This is a genomic window from Streptosporangium sp. NPDC053982, from assembly GCF_055585205.1.
On sequence record NZ_JBVJKQ010000005.1, the window covers coordinates 247,351 to 267,356 of the forward strand.

The following is a 20,006-nucleotide window of genomic DNA, read 5'->3' on the forward strand; positions in this document are numbered from 1 at the left end:
CGAGGACGATCATTCCCGTGCGATCGAGGGGTACGCGGTCAACCTGGGCGCTCCATCGAGCTCGTCCGCACCCACGATTCGCATCTGGCAGTTCCGGCCGCCCCGCGCTGCCGGCGCTCCTGGTCGGCCTCGAAGCCGACGTCGGCGCAGGTGTTGAACATGACGCCCTGACCGTCGATCTCGTAGAAGCGGGGTGTGAACGCCTGGGCGAAGACGCCGTCGAAGTCGGCCGAGAACTCTGTGTCGTCCATGGCAGAGCCTTTCTCAGGGGCGGTGAGCGGCCTGGCGCCAGGCCGGCGGAAAACAACCGGCGAATGGGATGCCGGCCACCGTTGACGCTCTGATGTACTTCATACAATATATTGTCTATGCATCTGGAGCACTCAGTCACGTCAGCGCGGGACGCGGCGTATGCGTACCTCCGCAGCGGGCTCGTGGAGGGGCGCCTCCGCCCCGGGGAAATCCTTGACGACGCCACGATCGCCCAGGAGATCTCCATCAGCAGGACTCCGGTCCGAGAGGCGCTCATCCAGCTGGAGCGCGAAGGCATGGTGACCGCCGCGCCGCGTCGCAGGCCCAAGGTCGCCGAGGCCCAGCCGGACGACCTGGTGTCGATCATCGCGCCGCTCGGCACGCTGCAGGCGCTGGCCGCTCAGCTCGCCGCGCCGCACGCGACCGACGACGACGTGGCCGCCATGCGCGGCCACAACGACGAGCTGCTGCAGGCGATCGAGGACGGGGACATCGTCCGGGCACGCCTGGCGGACATGGCCTTTCATCGGGTGCTGGTGAGCAGGGCGGACAACCGGTTCCTCACCTCCTGCATCGACTCGCTGGAGATGCACACCAGCCGCGTCATGTCGCTGTATTTCCGCAACCGCGGACCTGATGGACAGTCCGCCCACGAGCATGCCGAGATCATCCAGGCCGTTCTCGACCGTGACTCGGCAGCAGCGGCCAGCGCTACGAGCAGCAACTATCTGCGGGGGCTTCGCCTCGGCGGGGAGGAGGCATGATGGTTCGCTCGGTGAACAGGATCGTGGAGGACCTGCGGGCCGATCGCCGCACCGACCCCGATGCCGTCAACCTCTCCTCCGACACCCAGACCAGGCCGACCGGCGGCATGCGGCAGGCCATCGCGCAGGCGGTCGTCGGAGACGAGCAGACACGCTCCGACCCGACGACTCTGGCCCTGGAGGAACGGGTCGCCGACCTGCTCGGCCATGAGGCGGCCGTCTTCCTGCCCTCCGGCACCATGTGCAATGAGATCGCGGTGCGGCTGCACGTGGGTCATGCGGGTGACGAGGTCCTGGCCGAGGCGTCGTCCCACCTGATCAACGCTGAGGCCGGCGGTCCCGCCGTGCTCTCGGGCGCGGTGCTCACTCCCATCCAGGGCGAACGTGGCGTCTTCACCGGTGACCGGCTGGCGAGCATGATCCGGCCGCCGGGCAACCGGTACACGCCGGTCACCCGGCTGGTGTCCGTCGAGCAGACCGCCAACGCCGGTGGCGGACGCGTCTGGCCGCTGGACGCCATCCGGGAGGTCACCGAGATCGCGAGGGAACGCGAGATCGCCACCCACCTGGACGGTGCGCGCCTGCTGAACGCCTCGGTCGCCGGCGGGGTCGAGCCGCGGAGCTACGCGAGCCTCTTCGACACCGCCTGGATCGACTTCTCCAAAGGTCTGGGCGCGCCGGTGGGGGCAGTGCTCGTGGGCAGCACGAGCCTGATCGAGCAGGCATGGCGCTACAAGCAGATGTGGGGCGGCGCGCTTCGCCAGTCGGGCATGCTCGCCGCGGCGGCCCTGTACGCGCTCGACCACCATGTCGAGCGGCTGTCCGTGGATCACGCCAATGCCAAGGCACTGGCCGAGGGGCTGGCCGGCATCGACGGCATCGACATCGACCCGGCACATGCGGAGACGAACATCGTCTACTTCGAGGTCGACGACGCCCCCGCCTTCGAGGCCGGGCTCGCCGCGCATGGCGTGCTCGTCGGAGCCAAGGGACGCCGCCGCGTCAGGGCCGTCACCCACCTCGACATCACGGCGGACGACATCGCCGCCGCGATCGCGGCGGCCAGGAAAGTCATGGGAGAACGACGATGATGCACACGGCCCCGAGGCCGGATCCGGTGGCGAACCTGCCTCGCCTGTCCGCGCTGTTCGCGCAGGCGGGAGTGGACGCGCTGGTGGCCTCCAGCGTGGAGAACGTCATCTACCTCACCGGCTATGAACACTGGCCGCTGCACGTCTTCCGGGAGCACGACGTCTTCGCCGTGGTGCGGGCCGACGGGCACCGCGCCCTGATCGCCCCCCGCAACGCGGGCGAATACCTCGCCATGTGCCCGCCCGACGACTGCGACCTGTACACCTACGGCGACTTCTTCGTGGCATCCGCCCCCTTCGAGGAGCTCTCGACGGTGGACCGGGCGCTGATGGCCGTCAGGCAGGAGCCACCGCACGACGACACGGCCGCCCTCGCACTCGCCCGAGCCCTGCGCGACCTGGGCGTGGCCGGCCGGCGAGTGAGCATCGACGGCCAGGCCATGAGCGCGGGAGCGCGGGCCCGGCTGGCCGAAAGCCTCTCAGCGGTCTCCGAGGTCGACGGCAACACGCTGATGCGCGCCGTACGGCGGGTCAAGACCGCGACCGAGATCGAGCGCCTGCGCGAGGTGGCGCGCGCCACCGAGGGCGCGATGCGCTCCATGCTGGAGAGTGCGCGCGTCGGCGACTCCGAGCCGGAACTGGTCCGCCGCTTCCGGCACGCGGCGCTGGAACGCGGCATCGAGCCGGGGCACTGCGAGACCAACATCGGCGAGCGCGCGGGCGGCTGTTTCCCGCCCGACCCCGACGTCAGGGTGCGTGAAGGGGTGGCGATCAGGTCCGACTGCGGCGGACGGTCGCGCGGCTACTGGGCCGACACCGGACGCAACTCCTTCGTCGGCGACGTGCCGAGCGCACTGGTCAAGGCGCTGGACGCGACGCGAGCCGGCATGGAGACCCTGGCCGAGCTGGTCAGGCCGGGCGTGGTCGTCTCGGAACTGGCGGCGGCGGGCATCGAGGCCGTCCGACGGGCGGGGCTCCCCGAATTCCGGCGTCACCACGTCGGGCACGGAATCGGCCTGGAGATGTACGAGCACCCCATCCTGAGCCCCCGGCCGGGCGGCGAACGCCACACCCTGATCGAGGGCGAGGTCATCAACCTCGAAGTGCCCTTCTACGCCGTCGGCATCGGCGGACTCCAACTGGAGGACACGGTGGTCGTCACCGCCAACGGCCCCGAGTTCCTCACCTCCGGCCCGAGCACGTGGACGCCGTGAGCGCCCTGCCGTCCGGTGTCCTGCTCACCGGAGCGGCGGGCACCATCGGCACCTCATTGCGCGAAACCGCGCTCCGCCGGATCGCTCACCTCCGCCTCTCGGACCTCCGTCCCCTCGGCGCGACAGCGGCCCACGAGGAGTTCCTCCAGGCCGACCTCACCGACCTCGACCAGGTCAGGGCGGCCGTCCGCGGCATGGACGCGGTCATCCACCTCGGCGGCGTCGCCGACGAGACCGGTTTCGCCGCACTCAAGGGCCCTAACCTCGAAGGCGTCCGCAACGTGTTCGAGGCCTGCCGGCTGGAGCGGGTGCCACGGGTGATCAACGCCAGCTCCAACCGGGTCACCGGCTTCCACCCCGTGGACCGGACACTCGACGGGACGGAAGCCGTCCGCCCCGACGGCCTGTACGGCGCGACCAAGGCGTTCGGGGAGGCGCTGGCGAGCCTGTACGCCGACCGGTTCGGCCTCGACGTCGTCTCGGTCCGCATCGGTTCCTTCGAGGAGCGGCCGTCCGAACCGCGCCACCTGCACACCTGGTTCAGCCCCGCCGACGCGGCCAGGCTCTACGAGGCGTGCCTGGCGGCGCCGGCCGGGTTCGGCCACATCGTGATCTACGGGGTCTCACGCAACACGCGCTCATGGTGGTCGCAGAACGCGGCCGCGAGAGCGCTCGGCTACGAGCCGCAGGACGACGCGGAGCGCTTCGCGCACCTCCTGCAGCCATATGCCGAGCGTTACCAGGGGGGTCAGTACACGCACTACGAGTACGGAGGCTGGGCCGCCAGACCGGGCGCCGACTCCACTCTCTGATCGAAGGATCGCACCATGCTCACACCCCCCGCCCAACCCACTGCCACGCGTAAATCGCGGGTGATCGCCGCGGCTGCGGTCGGCACCATGCTGGAGTGGTACGACTTCTCCGTCTACGCGGCGCTGGCGACCTGGATCGCGGCCGCTTTCTTCCCCGCCGACACTCCTGGCGTCTCGCTGTTGAGCGCCCTGGCGGTGTTCGGCGTCGGCTTCCTGTTCCGCCCGCTCGGCGCCGTGGCCTTCGGCCACATCGGCGACCGGATCGGGCGCAAGGAGGCGCTCGCGCTGACCATCATCGTGATGGGCGTCTCCACCGCCCTGCTGGCCGTCGCCCCCACCCACGCGACCGCCGGCATCCTCGGCCCCGTGGTGCTGGTCGTGGCCCGCTGCGGGCAAGGCTTCTCCGGCGGCGGCGAGTTCGCGGGCGGCGCCTCCTTCCTCATCGAGCACGCGCCGGAGGGCCGCCGGGGCTTCTACGGCGCCATCCACTACATGGCGCTCATCGGCGGCAACCTGGTCGGCGCCGGCATCGTGGCGGGGCTGAGTTTCTCCCTCACCCAAGCGCAGATGGAGACCTGGGGATGGCGGGTGCCGTTCGTGATCGGGGCCGTCGCGGCGTTCGCCGGTCTCTACATCCGCCGCCGCCTGGGTGACACCCCGGTCATGGAGGGGGCCAAGAAGCAGGACGACATCCCCCGCTCACCCTTCATCGAGGCGCTGCGGAGCGACGGCCGCGCCGTCCTGCGCGGGATGGGCCTGGTCGTCGGGTTCACCATCATGAGCTACACCTACGTCAACATGCAGTCCTACATCGTCACCGTCTCCGACCTGTCGCAGGGCACGGCGGTGGCGCTCTACAGCCTCTCGCTGCTCGTCCAGCTCGGGATGATCGGCCTGTTCGGCCGTCTGTCCGACCGCGTCGGCCGCAAGCCCGTCCTCGTTGCGGGCGCGGCGCTGATGGTCGTGGTCACCTACCCGAGCTTCCTGCTCATCTCCTCGGGCTCCACCGGCCTGATCCTCGCCGGCCTGATGCTCATGGCGGTGGCGATCGCCGTCTACGCCGGCGCCTTCACCACCGTCATCACCGAGCTGATGTCCAGGCGCACCCGATACACGGCTCTGGCGGTCAGCTACGGCTTCGCGGTGGCCATCTTCGGCGGCACCGCCGGCTTCGTGGTCGCCTGGCTGCGACAGGCGATGGGCTCCAGCCTCGCGCCCGCCCTGTTCGGCGTCGTGGCGGCGGTCATCACCCTCGTCACCGCGCTCACCACCCGTGAGACCCGGTTCGCCCGGCTCGAAGACTAGGAAAGGCCTGCCATGACATCCGGATCACCGGCCGGTGAGACGGTCATGACGATCGGTGGCCCCGTTCCCGCCGCCGAGCTCGGCGTCACCCTCATGCACGAGCACCTGTTCATCAACCAGATGCGAGAACAGCGGCGAGCGGGGCTCGTCAACGACCTGGACATGATCGTAGGTGAGGTCGGCAGGTTCGCCGGTGCGGGTGGCGGCACCATCGTCGAGCTGACCGTGGCGGAGCTGGCCGACGGCGCCGCCCCCGATCCGGCGGGCTGCCACACGCGTGAGGAGGCGGGCACCGGCTGCTCGTCCGGCAGCGCCCGCCCCCTCGCGAACGTGACCGCGCTGGCCCAGGTCGCGGCCAGGACCGGCGTCCGCCTGGTGCTGGGAACGGGCCATTATCGCGACCCCTACCTGGACCGCGACTGGTTCGACCGGCACTGCGCCGACAGCATCGCCGACGAGCTCGTCCGGGACATCAGGGAGGGCATCCCTGGGACCGGGGGGGTACGCGCCGGCATCATCGGCGAGATCGGCGCCGACAAGTGGTATCTGTCGGCCGCCGAGGAACGTTCCTTCCGCGCCGCGGCCCGGGCGCACCGCCGTACCGGTGTCCCGGTGACCACGCACGCCGCGCGGTGGCCGGTGGGCCTGGTCCAGCTCGACCTGCTGTGCGGGGAAGAGGGGGTGCCGCCGGAGCGGGTGATCATCGGTCACGTCGACACGGTGAAGGCGCCCCTGGAATACGCGCTCGATCTGGCCGCCAGGGGAGCCTGGGTGCAGTTCGACAACCTGCGCTCACGCCGCCCGCAGGACCTCGACCACCTGGCCTCCCGCGTCCTGGGCTTCGCCAGGGCAGGACGGCTGGATCGGCTGCTGCTCTCGCACGACCTGTGCACCACCGCCGACTGGCCGGACGAGGGCGGGGTCGGGCTCACCCACCTGCTCACCACCGTCAGAGGGCACCTGGTCGCCGCGGGCCTGGAGGAAGAGGAGTTCGACCAGCTCATGATCGGCAACCCACGCCGCGCGCTGGCGGGCACATGATGGACGCCGTCGCAACCGCCGTCTCCGCGCTGCGGGAGAACGGGGTCCAGGTCGAGACGGACAAGCGGCGGATCGCGGAGTACTCCTACGACGCGTCCAACTACCGCGTGCGGCCCGCCGCGGTCGCCTTCCCCCGCGACGCCGGCGAGGTGACCCTGATCGCACAGCGGTGCCATGCGGCGGACCTGCCCCTGACCGGCCGCGGCGGCGGCACGTCCATGGCGGGCAACGCGATCGGCCCCGGGCTCGTCATCGACTTCTCCCGGTACCTGAACAGAATCCTGGAGATCGACGAACAGCAGGCGACCGCGCGCGTGGAGGCCGGTGTCGTACTCAGCGACCTGGCGCGCGAAGCGGAGGCCGCCACCTGCGGGAGGCTCACGTTCGCGCCCGATCCCTCCTCCAGGACCAGGGCCACCATCGGCGGCGCCGTCGGCAACGACGCCTGCGGCAACCGCTCCGTGCGGCACGGCAGGACGTCCGACCACGTGCTCTCGCTGGACGTGGTGACCGCCGACGGCCTGCGCCTGACCGCGCACCGCGGCGGCCTGACCGCGACCGACCCCGGCGACACGGCGTCCGCCCGCAGGGCCGCCGAGCTGTCGGCCGGGCTCGGCGATCTGGCCCGCCACCACCTGGCCGCCCTACGCACCGAGCTGAGCAGGATCCCGCGCCAGGTGTCCGGCTTCCACCTGGGGCACCTGCTGCCGGAGAACGGCTTCGACGTGGCGCGCTCCCTGGTCGGCAGCGAGGGAGCGTGCGCGCTGGTGGTCGCCGCCACGGTCCGGCTGGTCCCGGTGGCGCCCGCGACACGACTGCTGTGCCTGGGCTACCGGGACGTGGTCGAGGCGGCCATGGACGTCGAGACGATCTTGCAGTTCCGGCCAACCGCCGTGGAGGGCATGGACCGGGTGATCGTCGACACGATGCGGCGGCGGCGCGGGCACGATTCGGTCAGCGGGCTGCCGGAGGGCGAGGCGTGGTTGTATGTCGAACTCGACGGCGATCACCTCGCCGCCGTCGACGACTCCGCCGCCGACCTGATGCGCCGCCTGGTCGCGGCGGGACGGCTGGTCGACGGGCGGGTGGTCGACAGCGCCGGCGATCGCGCCTCGCTGTGGCGGGTGCGCGAGGACGGCGCCGGGCTGTCCAGCCGGCTGCCACCGCAGGCTCTGGATGAGTCGAGGGATGAGTCGTCGAGGGATGAGTCGTGGCCCGGTGAGGAGTCATGGCCGGGCTGGGAGGATTCGGCCGTCGCACCGGAACGCCTGGCGGCCTACCTCGCCGACCTGCGCGGGCTGCTGTCCGCGCACGGGCTGCGAGGGGTGATGTACGGGCACTTCGGGGCCGGCTGCGTCCACATGCGGGTCACCTTCGACCAGCGCACGAGCCAGGGCAGGCGCGTGATGCGCGACTTCCTGCGCGCCGCGGCCGAGCTCGTCGTCTCCCACGGCGGCTCCCTGTCCGGTGAGCACGGCGACGGACGGGCCCGATCCGAGCTGCTGTCGCTCATGTACTCCGCCGAGATGATCACCGCCTTCGAGGAGTTCAAGGACCTCTGGGACCCCGACGGCCTGCTCAACCCCGGCATCATCGTGCGCGCGGGAAACCCGACCGGCGACCTCGCACTCGCCGAGGTGCCGGACCGGGGCTGGGAGACGGCCTTCGACTTCGCTCCCGCCCACAGCGTCGCCCCCTTCGCCCATGCGGTCCAGAGTTGCGTGGGCGTGGGCCGCTGCCGTACCACCGGCGGGGGCTTCATGTGCCCGAGCTACCGCGCCACCCGAGACGAGAAGGACTCCACCCGCGGCAGGGCACGGGTCCTGCAGGAGATGCTCAGGGGAGACACCGGCTGGCGCTCGGAGGACGCGCGCGAGGCACTGGACCTGTGCCTGTCCTGCAAGGCGTGCTCCAGCGACTGCCCCACCGGGGTCGACATGGCGACCTACAAGGCCGAGTTCCTCCACCACTACCACCAGGGCCGGCCACGCCCGGTCTCCCACTACAGCCTCGGCTGGCTCCCGCGGTGGCTGCGTGTCACCGGACGGCTCGCGCCGGCGGTGAACGCGCTGCTGGCCACCCGGCTCGGACCCCACCTGGCCCGGCTCGGCGGCGTGGCGCCCGGCAGGGCCCTGCCCCGCTTCGCCGGAAGGCGAGAGCTGAGCCGTGCCCTCGGCCGGCCGGGCCCGTCCGGCGGGCCCGACGGGCTCGTGCTGGTCGTGGACAGCTTCACCAAGGGCTTCCGCCCGCACGTGGCCGGTGCGGCGGCGCGGGTGCTGCGCACCGCCGCGGACTCCGTCGAATGCCGCAGCGACGTATGCTGCGGCCTCACGTGGATCTCCACCGGGCAGTTGCGCGCCGCCGCCGAACGGCTCAGCCGGACGGTCGAGCTCCTCGACGACGGCACCGACCGGCCCATCGTCGTGCTCGAACCGAGCTGCGCGGCGGCTCTGACCAAGGACCTGCCCGAGCTCGTCGGCACCCCGGCCGCCCGCAGGGTGGCCGCCCGGGTGCGCGGCTTCTCGGCGATCGTGACCGAGTTGGCCGCGGCAGGCTGGCGGCCCCGGCCCGCCGCCGACCGGGCGCCGGACGGCGTCGCGGTCCAGACCCACTGCCACGAGTACGCGGTCCTCGGCGCGGCCCACCAACGCCAGGCTCTCCAGGCGGCCGGCGTCACAGTCGCGCGAGAGTCGGCCGGCTGCTGCGGCGTGGCCGGCAACTTCGGCTTCGAGGCCCGGCACTTCCAGATGAGCATGCGGGTCGCCGAGCAGTCCCTGGCCCCCGCCCTGCGCGACACGCCCGGCCTGCCGGTGCTGACCGACGGGTTCAGCTGCCACATGCAGGTGCGCCAGCTCGACCCCGGCAGGACGGCCATGCACCTGGCCGAGTTGCTCGACCCCGCTCCAGAAGAAAGGCACCACCCATGACCACGCACGGCCTGTTCATCGACGGCACGTGGGGCCCGGCCGCATCCGGGCGGACCTTCGCCGTAGAGAACCCGGCGACCGGCGAGACCATCGCCATGGTCGCCGACGGCGACGGCGACGACGCCCGCCGCGCCATCGAGGCCGCGGGCGCACGGCAATCCGGCTGGTCGCGAAGCGCGCCGCGCGAGCGCGGAGAGATCCTGCGCCGCACCTACGAGATCATCATGAACCGCGCGGACGAGCTGGCAGCCCTCATCACCACCGAGATGGGCAAGCCGCTGGCCGAAGCGCGCGGCGAGGTGATGTACGGCGCCGAGTTCTTCCGATGGTTCGCCGAGGAAGCGGTCAGGATCGGGGGCGACCACACTCTCAGCGGAGACGGACGCACCCGCATCCTGGTGACCAAGGGCCCGGTCGGGCCGTGCGTGCTGGTGACCCCGTGGAACTTCCCGCTCGCCATGGGCGCGCGCAAGATCGGCCCGGCCGTCGCCGCCGGCTGCACCATGGTGTTCAAGCCGGCCGAGCAGACGCCGCTCACCTCACTCGCCCTGACCCGCATCCTCACCGAGGCGGGACTGCCGGCGGGAGTGCTGAACGTCGTCACCACCTCCGACCCCGGCGGCGTGGTCGGCCCGTGGATGAGCAGCGGCATCGCCCGGAAGATCAGCTTCACCGGGTCCACCGACGTCGGCAGGCTGCTGCTCGCCCAGGCCGCCGAGAACGTCATGCGTTCGTCCATGGAGCTGGGCGGCAACGCGCCCTTCCTCGTCTGCGAGGACGCTGCCCTCGACCGCGCCGTCGAGGGCGCCGTGACCGCGAAGATGCGCAACATGGGCGAGGCGTGCACGGCCGCCAACCGGTTCTTCGTCCACCGGTCCGTGGCCGGCGAGTTCAGCGCCAAGCTGGGCGAGCGCCTGTCGGCGCTCAAGGTCGCCGACGGCGCGGCCCGAGGAGCCGAGGTCGGGCCGCTCATCGACCGGTCCGGGCTGGAAAAGGTCGAACAGCTGGTGGACGACGCGGTAGGCAGGGGCGCGTCGGTCGTCGTGGGCGGATCGCGGCTCAGCGGCAGCGGCTACTTCTACGCCCCCACGGTGCTTGCCGACGTGCCCCCGGACGCCGCGCTGATGTCCACCGAGATCTTCGGCCCCGTGGCGCCGATCATCCCGTTCGACGACGAGGAGGAGGCCGTGCGGCTGGCCAACGACACCGAGTGGGGGCTGGTCGGCTACGTGTTCACCACGGACCTCGACCGCGCCTTCCGGCTCGGCGAGGCGCTGGACGTCGGCATGGTGGGCGTCAACACCGGCCTGGTCTCCAACCCTGGGGCTCCCTTCGGCGGCGTCAAGCATTCCGGCCTGGGTAGAGAAGGCGGACGAGCCGGGATCGAGGAGTATCTGGAGAGCAAGTATCTGGCCATTCCCCGTTCCTGATGGCACCGTCAGACCGCGGCGAAGGAACCCCCTCGAACGGCCAACGGGCGAGCTGAGCTGAAACCAGGAAGCTGATTTCCCGGTTCAGGACGTATATGGCGGCTGATGCCACGTTGGTTAACGGCACCCCGACCAGGCCGCGACCGCCGCCGCGTTCCCTTACGCCTACCGGCCGCCGGCACCGATCCTGCATCTGCTGGGCCCACGGCTTCCGAACGATCTGACCGAGCCCACCAGATCCAGCCTCTACCTGACCTCCAGTGACGAAATGCGAGGTGTCACCGGCGTATACGTCAACGCCAAAGGCGAACGCGTTCCCTGGCCCGAAAGCGTCCTCTACCTCATGGAGCCCCGGCCGCCGGGCGGGGCCGCCTCGCCGCCGCGACGGGTGAGCGGCCCGGCCGGCGCCCGCCGTACGGGCGGCCGTACGGGCACCCGCGTGGTGGGTTCCGGCCGGGCGGGTGGCGGGGAGCGGCCGCGGGCGCCGGTCCCGCGTCCCCGCCGCGCCGTACGGTCCGGGTTCCTCCGTACGGCGCGGCGGGCCGTCCCCCCGGGGGCCTCAGACGGCCTTGGAGAAGCCGGCGTCGACCGCGAAGTCGGCGCCGGTGGTGCTGGCCGAGCGCGGCGAGGCCAGCAGGGCGATCACGTCGGCGGCCTCCTGCGGGTCCACCAGGCGCCCGGTGGTGAGGTTCATCATCTGCGGCGCCACGGTGTCGAGCACGCTGTCGCGGTCGGTGCCGGCCTGGGCGGCGATGATGTCGGCCGCGCCGCCCTCCTCGGTCCACCACGCCGTGCGCACCGCGCCCAGGGAGACGGTGTTGACGCGGATGCCCTGCGGCGCGTACTCCTCCGACAACGTCTGGGTCAGGGTGTTCAGGGCGGCCTTGGCGGCGTTGTAGTCGACGTTCATCGGGCCGGGCTGGCGGGCGAGACCGGAGGAGACGTTGACGATCGAGCCTCCGCCGCGCGACAGCATCAGCGGGATGGCGGCCCGGGTCGCCCGGACTGCGGAGAAGAGGTTGAACTCGAACATCCGCAGCCAGTCTTCGTCGGTGGGCGCCATGAACGAGAACCGCGGCAGGCTGACGCCCGGCGGGGGACCGCCGGCGTTGTTGACCAGGATGTCCAGGCCGCCGAACTCCTCCTCGGCGCGGGCCACGACCCGGGCCGGGGCGTCGGGGTCCATCAGGTCGGCCGAAACGTGGACGAGGTCGCTCCCGGCCAGGGCGTCGAGGTCCGGGCTGGTCTTGCGGGAGGCGGCCACCACCCGGGCCCCCTCGGCCAGCAGGGTGCGCACGACGGCCAGTCCCACGCCCTTGGAGGCGCCGGTGACGACGGCCACCCGGCCGGACAGCTGCAGATCCATCGAAAGTCTCCATTCCTTGCGGCGGTCTTGTGCCGCCTGCCGCGCTCTGCCGCGGCCGTTCCTCACGGTGTGGCGGCCCGCCGCGCCTCCCGGGCCGGGCGGCGGGCCGTGACCTCGACGGTAGGGCGGCGGCGGAGGCGGCGTCCGGCGGCGGCCGGACGTGCAATTCCGGCGGGGATCGGACCCGCAATCCCGGCTCCCGGCGGGCCCTTCGCGGCCTCGTCGCTCCCCGGCGGCGGCTTCCCGTTCTCCGTGAACACCGCTCTTGGGGAGATGGCCCCCGCCGGGCGGGCGCGGGAGCATCTCCCCAGAAGACGATCCCGCGCGGAGCGGGTGAGCCACCGAGGAGATGTCATGCGAAAGATCGTCGCCGGTTTCTTCCTGTCCCTGGACGGCGTCATGGAGTCGCCGGAGAAGTGGCACTTCCCCTACTTCGACGAGGAGATGGGCCAGGCCGTGGCGGCGCAGGCGGAGGGGGCCGACGCCATGCTGCTGGGCCGGGCCACCTACCAGGAGTTCGCCGGCTACTGGCCCACCGCGGACGACGACCCGATGGCGGCGCAGATGAACGAGACGCCCAAGTACGTCGTCTCCTCCACCCTGAAGACGCTGGAGTGGCAGAACTCGACGCTGATCAGCGGGAACGTCACCGAGGAGATCGCCAGGCTCAAGCAGGGGCCGGGCAGGGACATCTCGATCAGCGGCAGCGCCACCCTCGTGCGGTCGCTGCTGCGCGAGGGGCTGCTGGACGAGCTGCGGCTGCTGGTCCACCCGATCGTCGTGGGAAGCGGCCGGCGGCTGTTCCCCGAGGGCGGCGAGCAGACGCCCCTGAAGCTGGTGGAGTCGCAGACCTTCGGCACCGGTGTGGTGCACCTGGTCTACCACCCGGCCTGAAGGCTCCGGAGCGCGGAGGGACGCGGGGGTCCGCGCGGGCACGGGAACCGTACGGGACGGCCGTACGGCCTCTCAGAAGCTCAGGAGCCCAAGGGCTCAGGGGCTCAGGGCACCCCGCACAGCCGCAGCGCGGCGGTGACGGCGGCGGCCGCGACGACGACCAGCGGGAACGGCGCGCGGCGCAGCACCAGGATCCCGGCGGCCAGCACGCCGGCCGGTCTGGCCCAGCCGGCGAAGCCGCCGCCCTCGGTGAGCGCGGCGGTGGCCGCCAGCGCGGTCAGCAGCACCGCGGTGGCGGCGGGCAGCAGCGACCGCAGGCGGCCGGGGAGCTCCATCCGGCCGCGCAGCAGCGGCCCGGCCAGCCGGAACGCGTACGTTCCCGCGGCCAGTACGGCGATGGCGAGCAGGGGCATCGGTGCGTCTCCTTCGTCGGGATGGTCAGGCGGGATGGTCGGGCGGGAGGAGCTCGCCCGGGGGCGGGCCGGACGCGGGCGGGCGGCGCCGGCCCGCGGGCCGGGCCCGGCCGTCTCACGCCGGGTCCCCGCCGTCCGCCGGGCGGGCGGGGGGCAGCACCAGGCCGCCCAGGGACAGCAGCACCGGCAGGCCGGCGGGCAGGAACGGCGTGGCGGCGACGGCGGCGGCCGCGCCGTACAGGGCGGCCCGGCGGGTGGCGCGCTCACGCAGCGCGGGCAGCGCCAGGGCCAGCAGCACGGCGGGGAAGGCCGCGTCCAGCCCGAGGGCTCCGACGTCGCCGAGGGCCCGGCCGGCCAGCGCGCCGCCCGCCACGGCCAGGTTCCATGAGGCGAACAGCGCGAGCCCGCAGGTCCAGAAGGTGACGCGGCGCGCCCGCGGCCCGCGTCCGGCCAGCACGAAGGCCACCACCTCGTCGGTGATCAGGTGGGCGCCCGCCAGCCTGGCGGCGAGGCGCCCACCGGGGGCGTCGGCGACGGCGAAGCCGAAGGGCAGCAGGCGGGCGTTGAGGACGAGCCCGGAGACGACGGCGGCGAGCGGGCCGCCGCCGGCCAGCACCACGCCGAGCGCGGCGAACTGGGCGCCGCCGGCGAAGACCAGCAGCGACATGAGGACCGGCACCTGCGGCGGCAGGCCGCCGGAGACGGCGATCGCGCCGAAGGAGGCGCCGACGAGCGCGTCGGCCAGACAGACCAGGGCGATGTCGCGGAGGGTGCCGCGCCCGATTGTTCGCCGTAATGAACGCATGGACGTTATACTGAACACTCTGCCAGTGGTTCGTCAAACCGAACGAAATGATCCGATGGAGTGAACGCATGGCCGACGGCGCCCCCGCACCCGCCGACCCCTCGCCCTCGCGCCTGATCGCGTCGATCGCGGCGTCGATCCGCCGGGAGCGCGAGCGCGCCGGCCTGTCGCTGAGCGAGCTGTCCCGCCGAGCCGGCCTGGCCAAGTCCACCCTGTCGCAGCTGGAGGCCGGCACCGGCAACCCCAGCGTGGAGACGCTGTGGGCGCTCGGCGTCGCCCTCGGCGTGCCGTTCGGCCACCTGGTCGACCCGCCGCGGCCGGCCGTGCGGATCCTGCGCGCCGGCGAGGGGGAGGCCACCCGCTCCGAATACTCCGACTACGCCGCCACGCTGCTGGCCTCATGCCCGCCGGGCGCCCGGCGCGACATCTACCGCATCGAGGCCGAGCCGGGCGAGCCGCGCCTGTCGGAGGCGCACCTGCCCCACACCGTCGAGCACCTGGTGATCGGCGCGGGCCGGGCACTGGCCGGCCCGGCCGGCGAACCGGTCGAGCTCGGCCCGGGCGACTACCTGACCTATCCCGGCGACGCCCCGCACGTCTTCCGGGCCCTGGAGCCCCGCACCAGCGCGGTGATCGTCATGGAGCACCGGTGACCCGGCCGCGAGACACAACTACTTGACACCAAATAGCAAGTACTTGCTATCGTTCGTCAAGTGAGTACGGCGGAACACGTCGCGCTGGCCGGTGAGCTGGCCGCGCTGACCCAACGAAGGATCACCGACCCCCTGGAGATCCTGCTCGGCTCCGGCGAGCAGACCGGGCCGGTCAGGGAACGGCTGCGCATCGAGGCCGAGGTGTGGGCCGCGCAGCTGCTGGGACGCGACGAGCGGCTCGCGGTCCGCACCGCGGCGCGGCTCATCGCCGCGCTCTTCCCCTCGGACGGCCCGTTCGACCCGCCCGACGAGTGGTGGCGCACGGCCTTCGGCCGGGCGGTGGCCCGCCGCGCCGGCCACCCGGGCAGGCAGGCGGTGCCGTTCTCCACGGCCGGGGCGATGCTCGGCATCACCCGCCAGGGCGTCCACGACCTCGTCAAACGCGCCAAACTCGACCGCCACCCCGACGGCGGGGTGAGCACCGACTCCATACGCCGACGCCTCAACCAGCCCCAGGAGCGCCATGCCGCACGACACGACCGTCACTGACCACGACATCCCCCTGGCCGTGCGCGACTCCGGCGGGCCCGGAGACCCCGTCCTGCTGCTGCACGGCCTCGGCGGCACCCTGGAGGCCTGGGACGCCCTCGACCTCGCCGGCCACCGCACCGTCGCCGTCGACCTGCGCGGCCACGGCCACTCCGGCGACGGCCCGTGGAGCTGGGAGGCGGCCCTGGACGACCTGGAGGCCGTGGTCAGGTGCCTCGGCCTGGGCGAGCCCGCCGTCGCCGGCCACTCGCTGGGCGGCATGCTCGCCGTGCAGTGGGCCCTGCGCCACCCCGGCTGCCCCGCCGTCGTCAACCTCGACGGCCTGCGCTCGGCGGAAAGCGACCCGGGCAACTACCCGGGGATGGACCCGGCCGAACGGGACCGCGACCTGGCCGCCCTCAGGGCCGCCTTCGACGCCCAGGCCGCCAGCATGGGCCGTCCGCTGCCGCCCGAGGCTCAGGCGATGTTCCCTCCCAGAGCTCTGACGACGAGGGACGACGGCCAGGTCTACGCCCGGCCCGACGCCGAACTCCTCGCCGCGATCCGCTACACCCCGCCGTTCCGCGACACGATCCCGCTGCTGCGCCGCCTCACCTGTCCCACGCTGGTGGTGATCGCCGCCCAGGACCCGCCGGGCATGTCCGGCGGGGAGCTGATGGCGGCGTTCCGCAGGGGGGTGCGCCGCGACCTGACCGGCCTGCCGTCCAACGTCCGCGTCGAGGAACTGGACGCCGGCCACGACATGCTCGCCGAACGGCCCAAGGAGGTCGCCGAGCTCATCGCGGCCTTCCTGGCGGCGAACCGCGGCGCCTCACCGGCCTGAGGCCCGCGGCGGGACCGGCCCGGCCCCCTGCAGGCCGGCCCCCGGTAGGCCCCCGGGGCGCACCCGAAGACGCGGCGGAAGACGGCGATGGAGGCACTGGCCGACGACCGGCCGCACCGGTGCGCCACGACGGTCACCGGCGTGCCCCCGGCCGGCAGGACCAGCGCGTGGTGAGGACGCACCTGGGTGCGCCCCGCCGACACACCCCGCCGACACACCGCGCCGGAAACCGTCGCCGCCGCCGCGCGCCGCTTAACCTGCGGGAAAGAGGCCGCGCCGACCAGGGCCGGCCCGGTTCGCACCCGCGTGGTCCTTTCCGCGCGGAAAGGACCACGCGGAAAGGACCGAGCGGGTCCGATGGGAACGCCACGGGAGCCCGCCCGGGGAAGCGGGGGAGAGGAGGGGGATGTGAGGCGTCACCTCCTCCGCGCCGTCACGGCCGCGCCGTGCCTGGCAGCGGTCCTCGCCTGCGCGGCCTGCGCCGGCGGCCCCGCGGGCACCGCCCCGGACGCCGCCCGCGGCCCGGCCGCCCCGTCCGGGAACGCGGCGGCCCCGCCCCCGGACGGCGCCGCGGGGGACGGCCTGCCCCGGGGCTTCACCCGGGCCGGCGGGCCCGGAAGCGGCCTGACCTTCGGCGTGCCGCGCTCCTGGGTCGCCCTGGAGGCCACAGGCCATGGCCTGGAGCGGCGCCTGACCCGGGCGGGCCTGACGGACAAGCAGATCCACCGGGCCGAGACCGGGCTGGAGCCCGTGGCCGCCCGCGACGGGATCTGGGCGTTCGACCCCGGCTCCATGAGCCGTTCCCCGCACCGCTTCACCACCGGCCTCACCGCCGGCTGCCGGTCCGGCGCCGCCTCCGCCGGGCAGCTGCTCGCCTCCGCCGTACGGCGGCTGGAGCCGCTGCGGGGACGCGTCGTGCGGGCCGGCACGGTGCAGGTCGCCGGGGGCGCCGCGGTGCGCGTCGGATACGTCTTCACCGTCGGCGGCGTGCGGCTGCACGGCCTGCGCCTGCTGCTGCCCGCCCCCGGCGACCGGACCTGCGTGCTGACGCTGAGCACCGACGACGCCGCCCGGCGGGGACTGCTGGAGCGGATCGGCCGGACGCTGCGGCCCCTGTGAGCCGGCCGGCCCCGCCCGCCGGGGAGGACCGGATTCCCGGCGTCGGATTCCCGGCGTCGGGGGAGGCGGTTCGGTGACGGCGGGCCGTACCCCGGCGGGGGACTCCCCGGCCGGCCGGGGCTGCGCCGGCGTTCACGGCGGTGCTACGGTGTCCGGCAGCGACGACCGGTTCGCCCTACGGAGATCGAAGGAGGTGGGTTGATGACCGTCGTGGAGATCACCGCTGTGCGCGGTGCCCGGATCATCCTCACCTTCCGGGCCTCGTCCTGACCTTCGCCTGCCCCTCTCCCTGACGGGAGCGGTCCCGGCACGGCTGCCGTCCGGCGGGGCCCCCTTGTCGAAAAGGGTCTCCACGTTGTCTTCTCATCGGCATCCTTCGCATCACCATGCTCTCTCCTGCGCCACGCGCGCCCCGGTCCCGGCCGGCCACCCCTCCCACCGCACGGCATGACGGAAAGGAACCCGGTCATGGACCTTCCCCGCATCTTCACCATCCGCGAGAGCAGCCACCGGATCCACAACCCGCTGACCGGGGCCAAACTCGCGGCCCTGGGCGAAGCGCTCCACCTCGCCCCCGGGACACGGGCGCTCGACCTCGCCAGCGGCTCGGGCGAGCTGCTGTGCACCTGGGCGCGTGACCACGGGATCACCGGCACCGGGGTGGACATCAGCACGGTCTTCACCGAGCGGGCCCGCGCCCGCGCCGCCGAACTCGGCGTCGCCGGACGGGTCGGGTTCGTCCACGGCGACGCCGCCGGCCATGTCGCCGACCGGCCGGTCGATCTGGCCGCCTGCGTCGGCGCCACCTGGATCGGCGGCGGCGTGGCCGGAACGACCGAGCTGCTCGGCCGCAGCCTGCGCCCCGGAGGCCTGATGCTGATCGGCGAGCCGTACTGGCGGCGGACCCCTCCGGACGAGGAGACCGCCAAGGGCTGCCACGTCGATCGCATCGCCGACTTCCTGCCGCTGCCGGACCTGATCGGGAGCTTCCAGGACCTCGGGTACGACGTCGTGGAGATGATGCTGGCCGACCAGGACAGCTGGGACCGCTATGCCGCGGCCCAGTGGCTCAACCTGCGCCGCTGGCTCGACCTCAACCCGGACGACGAACTGGCGCCCGCGGTACGGGAGGAGCTCACCGAGGAGCCCGCCCGCTACGCGCGCTGCACGCGTGAGCATCTCGGCTGGGGAATCTTCGCCCTCATGAGGCGCTGACGCCCCCGGTCCCGTGCGGGGCGGCGGACGGTGCGACGTCCGCCGCCCCAAGCGGGACGTGCCGTCACCCGCGGCACGGCGCCGGCGGCACGGGCGAGCCGGTCCCCGCCTCCTCCCGCCGCCGGCTCGAAGGGGGCGGGACGGCCGCCGCGCGGCGGCCCAGAGCCCAGACCGCGAGCGCGCAGCCGGCGAAGGCCGCGCCGAGGACGCTGGAGCCCGTCCATCCGGCGCCGGCGAACGCGAGGGTCGTGGTGGTGGCGCCCAAGGCGGAACCCAGGGAGTAGAAGATCATGTAGCCGCCGCCGACGCTGCCGGTGCGGTCCGGGTGGGCCGTGGTGAGCAGGTGCTGGCTGCTCACGTGCACGGCCTGGACGGCGAAGTCGAGCACGACCACGCCGATGACGACGAGCCACAGCGACCACGACGCCTGCCCGACGGCGAGCCAGGAGGCGGCGAGCAGGAGGAGCGCCCCGCCGGTCACGGCGTCCGCGGCCCCGGAGTCGGCCCGGCGACCCGCCCGGCCGGCGCCGAGGGCGCCGGCCAGCCCGGCGAGGCCGAACAGCCCGATCTGCGCCGTGCTCAGATGCCACGGGGCGGCCGCGAGCGGCAGCGCCAGGCCGCTCCACAGCGTCCCGAAGGAGGCGAACAGGAAGAACGCGATCAGCCCGCGCGAGAGGAACAGGCGCTCGCGGAACAGCCCGCCCAGCGACCTCAGCACCTGCCGGTAGGCGGGGCGGGCGGCGCGCGTGTCCGGCGGCAGGACTCTCACGGCGAGCAACCCCAGCGTCGCCAGGAGCACGGCGAGCACGGCGTACACGCCGCGCCAGCCCCACACCGCGGCCAGCGCGCCGGCCGCGACCCGCGCCCCGAGGATGCCGATGACGACGCCGGAGGTCACCGCGCCGAGGTCGCGGCCGCGTTCCCCGGGCGCGGACAGGGCGGCGGTGTAGGCGACCGCCGTCTGCACGACGACCGCGAACAGGCCCGCGACCACCAGGGCGGCGAGCAGCGTCCAGACGCCGGTGGCCGCCGCGGCCAGCGCCGCGCCCGCCGCGGTCAGCAGGAGGTGCCAAGCGATGAGCCTGCGCCGGTCGGCGACGTCGCCCAGCGGGACGAGGACGGCCAGCCCCGCCAGGTAGCCGAGCTGCCCGGCGGCGACGACCCACCCCCGTGCGCAGGAACCCCTGACGCCGCCGGTCACGGCGAGTCCCCCCGGCCCGGCGCCGGAGGCCCCCGGCGGTGGCCGGATCCGCGTGCCGAGGCGGAGGACGACGGAAACGGGCGGCGGCGGTAACGTCTTCACCGGAACGGACAAGATCACGATCTCACCAGG

At 73.3% G+C, this 20,006-nt stretch carries 19 protein-coding genes; 14 read left to right on the top strand and 5 right to left on the bottom strand.

Annotation, left to right across the window (positions count from 1 at the left end):
• Positions 1–38: 38 nt before the first annotated feature.
• The gene (locus ACZ6W9_RS10795) at positions 39–251 is read right to left on the bottom strand and encodes a hypothetical protein (protein WP_389967867.1); all 213 of its coding nucleotides are present in this window, start codon (positions 249–251) and stop codon (positions 39–41) included.
• A gap of 117 nt (positions 252–368) precedes the next feature.
• Between ACZ6W9_RS10795 and ACZ6W9_RS10800 the strand changes: the two genes are divergently transcribed.
• From ACZ6W9_RS10800 to ACZ6W9_RS10835, 8 genes are read left to right on the top strand one after another with little or no spacing between them, the layout of a single operon-like run.
• A complete protein-coding gene (locus ACZ6W9_RS10800; RefSeq protein WP_362944506.1) occupies positions 369–1,016 on the top strand; it encodes a GntR family transcriptional regulator in 648 nt (215 codons plus the stop codon).
• Positions 1,017–1,027: 11 nt separating this feature from the next.
• Entirely contained in the window at positions 1,028–2,107 is a 1,080-nt protein-coding gene (locus tag ACZ6W9_RS10805; protein WP_389967865.1) for a threonine aldolase family protein, read from the top strand.
• Between the two features lie 26 nt (positions 2,108–2,133).
• Positions 2,134–3,321, top strand: a complete 1,188-nt coding sequence (locus tag ACZ6W9_RS10810; protein WP_389967863.1) for a M24 family metallopeptidase — start codon at positions 2,134–2,136, stop codon at positions 3,319–3,321.
• On the top strand, positions 3,318–4,133 hold the full coding sequence (locus tag ACZ6W9_RS10815; RefSeq protein ID WP_389967861.1) for an NAD-dependent epimerase/dehydratase family protein: 816 nt from the start codon (positions 3,318–3,320) through the stop codon (positions 4,131–4,133). Before ACZ6W9_RS10810 ends, ACZ6W9_RS10815 begins: the two co-directional genes overlap by 4 nt.
• A 15-nt stretch (positions 4,134–4,148) precedes the next feature.
• Positions 4,149–5,438, top strand: coding sequence for an MFS transporter (locus ACZ6W9_RS10820; protein ID WP_362944443.1), 1,290 nt, complete (start codon positions 4,149–4,151; stop codon positions 5,436–5,438).
• A 45-nt stretch (positions 5,439–5,483) separates the two neighbouring features.
• Complete coding sequence (locus ACZ6W9_RS10825) at positions 5,484–6,479, top strand: phosphotriesterase family protein (RefSeq protein WP_389967859.1); 996 nt, start codon at positions 5,484–5,486, stop codon at positions 6,477–6,479.
• Positions 6,479–9,406: an FAD-binding and (Fe-S)-binding domain-containing protein gene (locus ACZ6W9_RS10830; RefSeq protein ID WP_389967857.1), complete on the top strand. Its 2,928-nt coding sequence runs from the start codon at positions 6,479–6,481 to the stop codon at positions 9,404–9,406. The genes ACZ6W9_RS10825 and ACZ6W9_RS10830 overlap by 1 nt, the downstream gene beginning before the upstream one ends.
• Positions 9,403–10,836 (top strand): NAD-dependent succinate-semialdehyde dehydrogenase, encoded by a 1,434-nt coding sequence (locus ACZ6W9_RS10835; RefSeq protein WP_470117429.1) that lies wholly within the window; start codon positions 9,403–9,405, stop codon positions 10,834–10,836. Before ACZ6W9_RS10830 ends, ACZ6W9_RS10835 begins: the two co-directional genes overlap by 4 nt.
• 559 nt (positions 10,837–11,395) lie before the next feature.
• Here ACZ6W9_RS10835 and ACZ6W9_RS10840 read toward each other — a convergent pair.
• Positions 11,396–12,202, bottom strand: coding sequence for an SDR family NAD(P)-dependent oxidoreductase (locus tag ACZ6W9_RS10840; RefSeq protein ID WP_470117431.1), 807 nt, complete (start codon positions 12,200–12,202; stop codon positions 11,396–11,398).
• 354 nt (positions 12,203–12,556) lie between these two features.
• On the opposite strand from ACZ6W9_RS10840, the gene ACZ6W9_RS10845 reads away from it, so the two are divergent.
• The gene (locus ACZ6W9_RS10845) at positions 12,557–13,096 is read left to right on the top strand and encodes a dihydrofolate reductase family protein (protein WP_362937855.1); all 540 of its coding nucleotides are present in this window, start codon (positions 12,557–12,559) and stop codon (positions 13,094–13,096) included.
• 104 nt (positions 13,097–13,200) lie between these two features.
• Here ACZ6W9_RS10845 and ACZ6W9_RS10850 read toward each other — a convergent pair whose 3' ends face one another.
• Both ACZ6W9_RS10850 and ACZ6W9_RS10855 read right to left on the bottom strand, forming a co-directional pair.
• A complete protein-coding gene (locus ACZ6W9_RS10850) occupies positions 13,201–13,509 on the bottom strand; it encodes an AzlD domain-containing protein (RefSeq protein WP_389967851.1) in 309 nt (102 codons plus the stop codon).
• A 115-nt stretch (positions 13,510–13,624) separates the two neighbouring features.
• The gene (locus ACZ6W9_RS10855) at positions 13,625–14,314 is read right to left on the bottom strand and encodes an AzlC family ABC transporter permease (protein ID WP_470117433.1); all 690 of its coding nucleotides are present in this window, start codon (positions 14,312–14,314) and stop codon (positions 13,625–13,627) included.
• 68 nt (positions 14,315–14,382) lie between these two features.
• Here ACZ6W9_RS10855 and ACZ6W9_RS10860 point away from each other — a divergent pair, with 68 nt between their 5' ends.
• The 5 genes from ACZ6W9_RS10860 to ACZ6W9_RS10880 all read left to right on the top strand — a co-directional run bounded on the left by ACZ6W9_RS10860 (position 14,383) and on the right by ACZ6W9_RS10880 (position 18,673).
• Positions 14,383–14,967, top strand: coding sequence for a helix-turn-helix domain-containing protein (locus tag ACZ6W9_RS10860; RefSeq protein WP_470117437.1), 585 nt, complete (start codon positions 14,383–14,385; stop codon positions 14,965–14,967).
• Between the two features lie 60 nt (positions 14,968–15,027).
• Positions 15,028–15,516: a hypothetical protein gene (locus ACZ6W9_RS10865; protein ID WP_389967845.1), complete on the top strand. Its 489-nt coding sequence runs from the start codon at positions 15,028–15,030 to the stop codon at positions 15,514–15,516.
• Positions 15,491–16,339 (top strand): alpha/beta fold hydrolase, encoded by an 849-nt coding sequence (locus tag ACZ6W9_RS10870; protein WP_470117439.1) that lies wholly within the window; start codon positions 15,491–15,493, stop codon positions 16,337–16,339. Before ACZ6W9_RS10865 ends, ACZ6W9_RS10870 begins: the two co-directional genes overlap by 26 nt.
• Positions 16,340–16,747: 408 nt before the next feature.
• Positions 16,748–17,458 (top strand): hypothetical protein, encoded by a 711-nt coding sequence (locus tag ACZ6W9_RS10875; RefSeq protein WP_389967841.1) that lies wholly within the window; start codon positions 16,748–16,750, stop codon positions 17,456–17,458.
• Positions 17,459–17,926: 468 nt separating this feature from the next.
• Entirely contained in the window at positions 17,927–18,673 is a 747-nt protein-coding gene (locus ACZ6W9_RS10880) for a methyltransferase domain-containing protein (protein ID WP_470117441.1), read from the top strand.
• 64 nt (positions 18,674–18,737) lie between these two features.
• Here the strand turns inward: ACZ6W9_RS10880 and ACZ6W9_RS10885 are convergent, their stop codons facing one another.
• Positions 18,738–19,874: an MFS transporter gene (locus tag ACZ6W9_RS10885; protein ID WP_470117443.1), complete on the bottom strand. Its 1,137-nt coding sequence runs from the start codon at positions 19,872–19,874 to the stop codon at positions 18,738–18,740.
• Between the last annotated feature and the right edge of the window lie 132 nt (positions 19,875–20,006).